The organism is Polynucleobacter sp. (assembly GCF_018500155.2).
Classification (GTDB): Bacteria; Pseudomonadota; Gammaproteobacteria; order Burkholderiales; family Burkholderiaceae; genus Polynucleobacter.
Window position 1 is genome coordinate 1 of record NZ_JAHBAK020000030.1, and the last position, 5,444, is coordinate 5,444.

Here is a 5,444-nt window from a genome sequence, read left to right on the forward strand (position 1 = left end):
CAACTCATTGGCATGCCTTACTCTACCTATTTTGAAGGCGCCCAATTTATTCACTTTCTATTAGGCTCTGCGACTGTTTCATTGGCGATCCCGATTTACCGGGGTTTAAGCAGCCTCAAAGGCAGATCTCTACCCATCATTGCATCACTTTGCACCGGTGGCATCGTTTCGATCGTCAGCGCTGTGGAGATCGCTCAATTCTTGGGAGCAGATATAAGCATCACGGGAGCTATGTACCCAAAATCGGTCACCGCCCCGATAGCGATGGGCATTGCAGAACGTATCGGCGTGTCGCCTACATTGACAGCCATTTTTGCTGTCAGCACCGGAATTCTGGGTGCGATTTTGGCACCCTTTGTGCTCAATGCATTGGGTGTTAAAGCTTGGTGGCAAAGAGGTTTTGCTATTGGTATCGGTGCACACGGGATTGGTACATCCCGGGCTTTTAGCATTCATCCGGAGGCAGGAACTTATGCCAGCTTGGCCATGGGAATGAATGGTGTCATTAGCGCTGTTGCCATCCCAATGATTTATCACCTATTTCACCACTAGTGCGCCAATGTACTTCCACTGCTTTATTAGAGAAATATAGAAAAGTCCTGCGCTAGAATGGACTTATCACTTCATCGGTACTGATCAATCATGCTTATCTCTCCCCCATTTGGCGGCGGTCGCGCTCCTGTTCTTGCTAGAAATGCAGTTGCCAGCTCTCAGCCCCTTGCAACCCAAGCGGGTATTGAGGCTCTTCAAAAAGGTGGCAATGCCGTAGATGCCGCATTAGCAACAGCCATTACGCTCACCGTCGTTGAGCCCACGATGAATGGTCTTGGTGGTGATGGATTCGCTATTGTGTGGGACGGGAAAAAACTGCATGGCCTTAATGCATCCGGATGCGCCCCAGCTGCTTGGACGCCAGAATTTTTTTCAGGCAAGACAGAAATGGATTTAATCGGTTGGAATACCGTAACAGTACCAGGCGTGATATCTGGTTGGGTTGCACTCTCAAAGAAATTTGGCAAACTGCCCTTTGCAACCCTTTTTCAGCGGGCAATTGACTATGCCGAAAATGGATTTCCAGTATCGCCAGTGATTGCACGTCAATGGCGAGAAGCTATACCTATTCTAAAAAATCAACCCGGTTTTAGCGAATCCTTCTTGATTGAAGGCAAAGCGCCGCAAGCAGGTCACATCTGGAGATACCCAGCACAAGCAAAGACTTTACAAGAGATTGCACAAACTGCAGGTGAGTCTTTTTACAGAGGCGCTCTTGCTCAAAACATGGTGAATTTTTCCAAATCCACTGGCGGATGCTTCACGCTGGAGGACTTTGCTAGCTATCATCCAGAATGGGTTGAGCCATTGGCATTTGATTATGGCCAATACACCCTACATGAGATCCCACCAAACGGTTCAGGCATTGCGGCACAAATGGCTTTGGGCATTTTGCAAGCAGCCAATGTTAAACAATATCCTGCTAACTCAGCGCAACGTATCCATCTGCAAGTAGAGGCCATGCGCCTAGCATTTGCAGATGCGTACACATACATATCCGATTCCAGCTCCTTACCAGTGTCAACAACAAAATTACTTGATCGTGAATACTTAGCTAGTCGCGCCGCTCTCATTGATCACCAACAAGCGGGCAGCTATGGCGCGGGCGACCCTCATTCTGGTGGCACTGTGTATCTATGTGCAGCCGATGAGTCAGGCATGATGGTTTCATATATCCAATCCAATTTCAAAGGATTTGGTTCTGGTGTAGTAGCACCTGGCGGCATTGCATTTCACAATCGTGGCATGAGCTTTAGATTAACTGAAGGTCACCCTAATCAAGTTGCTCCGGGAAAACGCCCTTTTCATACCATCTTGCCAGCTTTCCTGACAAAAGATGGCAAACCTGCAATGGCTTTTGGAGTGATGGGAGGCAATATGCAACCTCAAGGCCACATTCAATTTGTGATGCGCTTTGTCGATGAATACCTTAATCCACAAGCATGCTCGGATGCACCCCGCTGGCGCATAGATGATGTAGGTAAATTAACTGTTGAAGCAGCAATGCCCCTGAGCGTAGTCGAAGGACTTCGAGCCATGGGACATGAAGTGGCAGTACAACCAGCAAACAGTTTAGATTTTGGCAGTGCGCAAGCTATCGCCAGATTAACGGAGAATGAGAACTCCGCATACATTGCTGGGAGCGACCATCGTCGCGATGGGTGTGCAGCAGGGTTCTAGTAAGTAAGCGTTCTTTATTTCGAGCTAGGCAAGCAATTCATATAAAAACGTTTGATCTCTTGATCACAGCTGACATCTTTAGGTTCAATCGGTCTTTGCAATGAAATCCCTTCAATGGTTTTGCAACGACTGAGTGCCACATACACCTGCCCCGATGCAAATGCACCTGATGACAAATCCACTTTGACTTTGTCGAGCGTTTTTCCCTGACTTTTATGAATGGTCACAGCCCATGCCAACATCAACGGAATCTGCACATACGTACCAATGATGCTCGGAGAGATTTTTCCTGACATCATGTCATGGTCATATCGATAGGATTCCCACTGATGACCAGTCACCTCAACAGTGTTGGAGTAAGGGCCGTTTTGAACCACTACCTTTACCTTATCCGCCAATAATTCACGCACTACGCCGATGGTGCCATTGACCCAGCGTTTAGGAAAACCAGGATCCGTTGCGGTAAACATCACCCTAGCACCCACCTTGAGTACCAAATGGTTGGGTGATGGTAAATTGCGCTCGTCTACATTAAATTTTCCCGTTGATTTTCCAATATAGGTCTTACTTTCAGACTCGAGTGCACGCAGCCCTGCTCCATTAATCTGATCTGCTCTGGCATTGGTAGTAGTCAAGGTGATGGTTTGCTCATCAAGCACCCGATCATTTTGAAAACATTGAGCATTGAGCATATCGATTGCCTCATCGACATCCTCGTTAATGCGAATACGATTCAATAAGTTAGCAAAATGCGCGTCTTTTTGACGAAATATCTTAGTAAGCTCCACCATCGTGACGTCTTTACGATGTAGGGCCATCGCGCAAAAGAAATAAGGGCCCTCATATCCTCGGTCTGCAAGCACTTGCATATCACTACTAGAGACAACGGGAGGCAATTGAAATAGATCGCCAACAAACATCACCTGTATGCCGCCAAACGGCTTGCCTTTTTGTGGTCCATTCTCTCGCAGAAACAAATCCATTGCGTCCACCACATCGGCCCGCACCATCGAAATCTCATCAATGATGAGAAGACGAATATCTTTATATAAGCGCTTATCACGCAGCGGCTTAATATCTTCTTCAGGAAATATCAGGCGCGGTGGCAAGCGAAAAAAAGAATGGATCGTGACACCCTTCACCTGCAAGGCAGCAACTCCTGTCGGCGCCACAACCACTACATTGCCAGGAATTGCCTCACGTAAGTAACCAATTAAGGTGGTTTTGCCAGTTCCCGCTTTACCACTGACAAAAATGTAAGGGTCATGTCGCTCAATAGCCTCAATCACCGCCTCATAGTCGGGGGTAATTTCAATTTCTGAGGCTTGAGGAATAGGTGCTGACATCCCCTATTGTTTCACGGCATCCGCAACACAACGAAATCCAATATAGACCACGCTAATATCGCCTGGCTTCAACTCAATATCAGACTCTTGTTGACGTTCGGGACCATACCACCATGAAGCACCACGCGTAATGTAGCCACCATGACGTTCTGTAGAGGTCCACTCCCAAACGTTGCCACCCATGTCATAAAGACCATTGACACCAGACTTGGTTGTTTTGGTGCTGACATGGCCAGTGCCACGATTCAGCGCCCCAGCAGGAGCCAAGCCCTTGTAGTCACCACAACCATTCAAGCAATGTGAAACAGTAGGAGTGCTGCCACCAGGAAATGGATAGCGCTGACCCTTCACAAACCCAGAGGGGGGATTTGCTCTTTGCTCAAGAAATGCTGCAGAAGTCCATTCGGCATCGCTCGGCAAGCGCTTGCCGTAATAACGGCAAATCGTTTCTGCTTCTTTCTGATGAAGATGCACTGCGGGCTCTAAATCGCTGGCAGGAACTCCATAAGGCGTTTTCCAATTCCATCCTGGCTTTTGCACAAATCCCGCCTCATAGGAGAGACCGCCTCCTTTTTTCTCGGCGGCGCTGATAAATCCGGTAGCAGATGCAAACGATTTCACATCAGCAATATTCATTTCAGTTTGATCCCATATCAGATTGCCAATTTGCGTAGTCGCAATAGAAGATACTGGCGCACTTTGACCAGCGCTTGGGCGCAGCATGAAATAAGCCGCGATAACGGTCAACAAGATGCCAAATAACACTTGGTAAATATCAAATCTTTTCATGATGATGACTGTAATAGAAAAAGCTCCTCAAGGGAGCTTTAGGGGTATTTTGGGGCGAACGACGGGACTCGAACCCGCGACAACCAGAATCACAATCTGGGACTCTACCAACTGAGCTACGTCCGCCGCAGAAGAAGTGAAATTATAGCCTTTTTGAGCAAAAAGCCGCCAAAAAGGCCTTATTCTGCGGTTTCCAGCTCAAATGCCGCCCAATCACCAAGACAAAGACTAGCCTCGAGGAAGAAGTCTGCAATGGCTTGTTTACTTTGCACTTTTGCTAACGCATGATGGTCAGAAAGTTTTTGACGCCAATAGCGGGAGCCCGCCCTGCCATGCGCCAATCCCAAGATATGCCTTGTGAATGCGCCAATATAAAAAGGTTTTTGCTTTGCCTGGCATTCTTCAAACCAAGCTTGTACTTGCCTTACTAGGGCAATTTGAATGCGATGCCATTCTGTTTCACTAAAAAGATAACCAGCCGCATCACCATCACTATGAATGAAATCATCCCATCCCAAAAGCATTGCAGGAAAATGATATGCCGCCCTACCAACCATAAAGCCATCAAAATCTTCCCAATGGGCTGCAATATGTTCATTGGTCTCAAGACCCCCATTGAGTAATACCTTCAAGTGGGGATATTGTTTTTGCGCATCTCGTCGCAATTGCTTTGCAACGTCATAGTGCAAAGGCGGCTTACTCCGATTCTCTTTTGGAGAGAGTCCTTTTAAAACCGCATTACGCGCATGAATGGTGACTTGACTGGCGCCAGCATCCGCTACTGCCAACATAAAATTCAAGGCAAATTGATAATCTTGCGCAGAGCTTGATGCATCCATCGCATCCAAGCCTAGACGATGCTTCACAGTAATAGGAATATCGACTGCGTTCTTCATCGCTTTTACACACTGCGCCACCAAATCCGGTTCAGCCATGAGGCAAGCGCCAAATGCACCGCGCTGAACGCGCTCAGAAGGACAGCCACAGTTAAGGTCAATTTCATCGTAAGCCCACTGCTGCGCCAATTCTGCAGACTTTGCTAGATCGGCAGGCTCTGATCCCCCCAATTGCAATACC

General features: G+C 47.6%; 5 protein-coding genes and 1 tRNA gene. 2 read left to right on the plus strand and 4 right to left on the minus strand.

Translation table 11 applies throughout. From position 1 onward, the window contains the following. Together KIH43_RS03910 and KIH43_RS03915 are read left to right on the plus strand one after the other, a co-directional pair. Nucleotides 1–552, plus strand: a 552-nt coding sequence (locus tag KIH43_RS03910) for an LrgB family protein (protein ID WP_297717952.1), incomplete at its 5' end; no start/stop codon positions are given. 90 nt (nt 553–642) lie between these two features. Then, on the plus strand, nt 643–2,232 hold the full coding sequence (locus tag KIH43_RS03915) for a gamma-glutamyltransferase family protein (protein WP_297717955.1): 1,590 nt from the start codon (nt 643–645) through the stop codon (nt 2,230–2,232). Between the two features lie 14 nt (nt 2,233–2,246). Here the strand turns inward: KIH43_RS03915 and KIH43_RS03920 are convergent, their stop codons facing one another. The 4 genes from KIH43_RS03920 to dusA form a co-directional block, all read right to left on the minus strand. After that, nucleotides 2,247–3,578 carry a DEAD/DEAH box helicase gene (locus KIH43_RS03920; RefSeq protein WP_297717958.1) on the minus strand — a complete coding sequence of 444 codons (1,332 nt, stop codon included), beginning with the start codon at nt 3,576–3,578 and terminating at the stop codon, nt 2,247–2,249. Nucleotides 3,579–3,581: 3 nt separating this feature from the next. After that, on the minus strand, nt 3,582–4,367 hold the full coding sequence (locus KIH43_RS03925) for an SUMF1/EgtB/PvdO family nonheme iron enzyme (protein ID WP_297717961.1): 786 nt from the start codon (nt 4,365–4,367) through the stop codon (nt 3,582–3,584). 50 nt (nt 4,368–4,417) lie between these two features. Then, a tRNA-His gene (locus KIH43_RS03930) sits at nt 4,418–4,493 on the minus strand. A gap of 53 nt (nt 4,494–4,546) precedes the next feature. Next, nucleotides 4,547–5,444, minus strand: an 898-nt coding sequence (gene dusA / locus KIH43_RS03935) for a tRNA dihydrouridine(20/20a) synthase DusA (protein WP_297717964.1), incomplete at its 5' end; no start/stop codon positions are given.

Coding starts and splice junctions, on each gene's coding strand:
- KIH43_RS03920 (WP_297717958.1), bottom strand. CDS start 3,578: ATGTCAGCACCTATTCCTCAAGCCTCAGAAATTGAAATTACCCCCGAC.
- KIH43_RS03925 (WP_297717961.1), bottom strand. CDS start 4,367: ATGAAAAGATTTGATATTTACCAAGTGTTATTTGGCATCTTGTTGACC.
- KIH43_RS03915 (WP_297717955.1), top strand. CDS start 643: ATGCTTATCTCTCCCCCATTTGGCGGCGGTCGCGCTCCTGTTCTTGCT.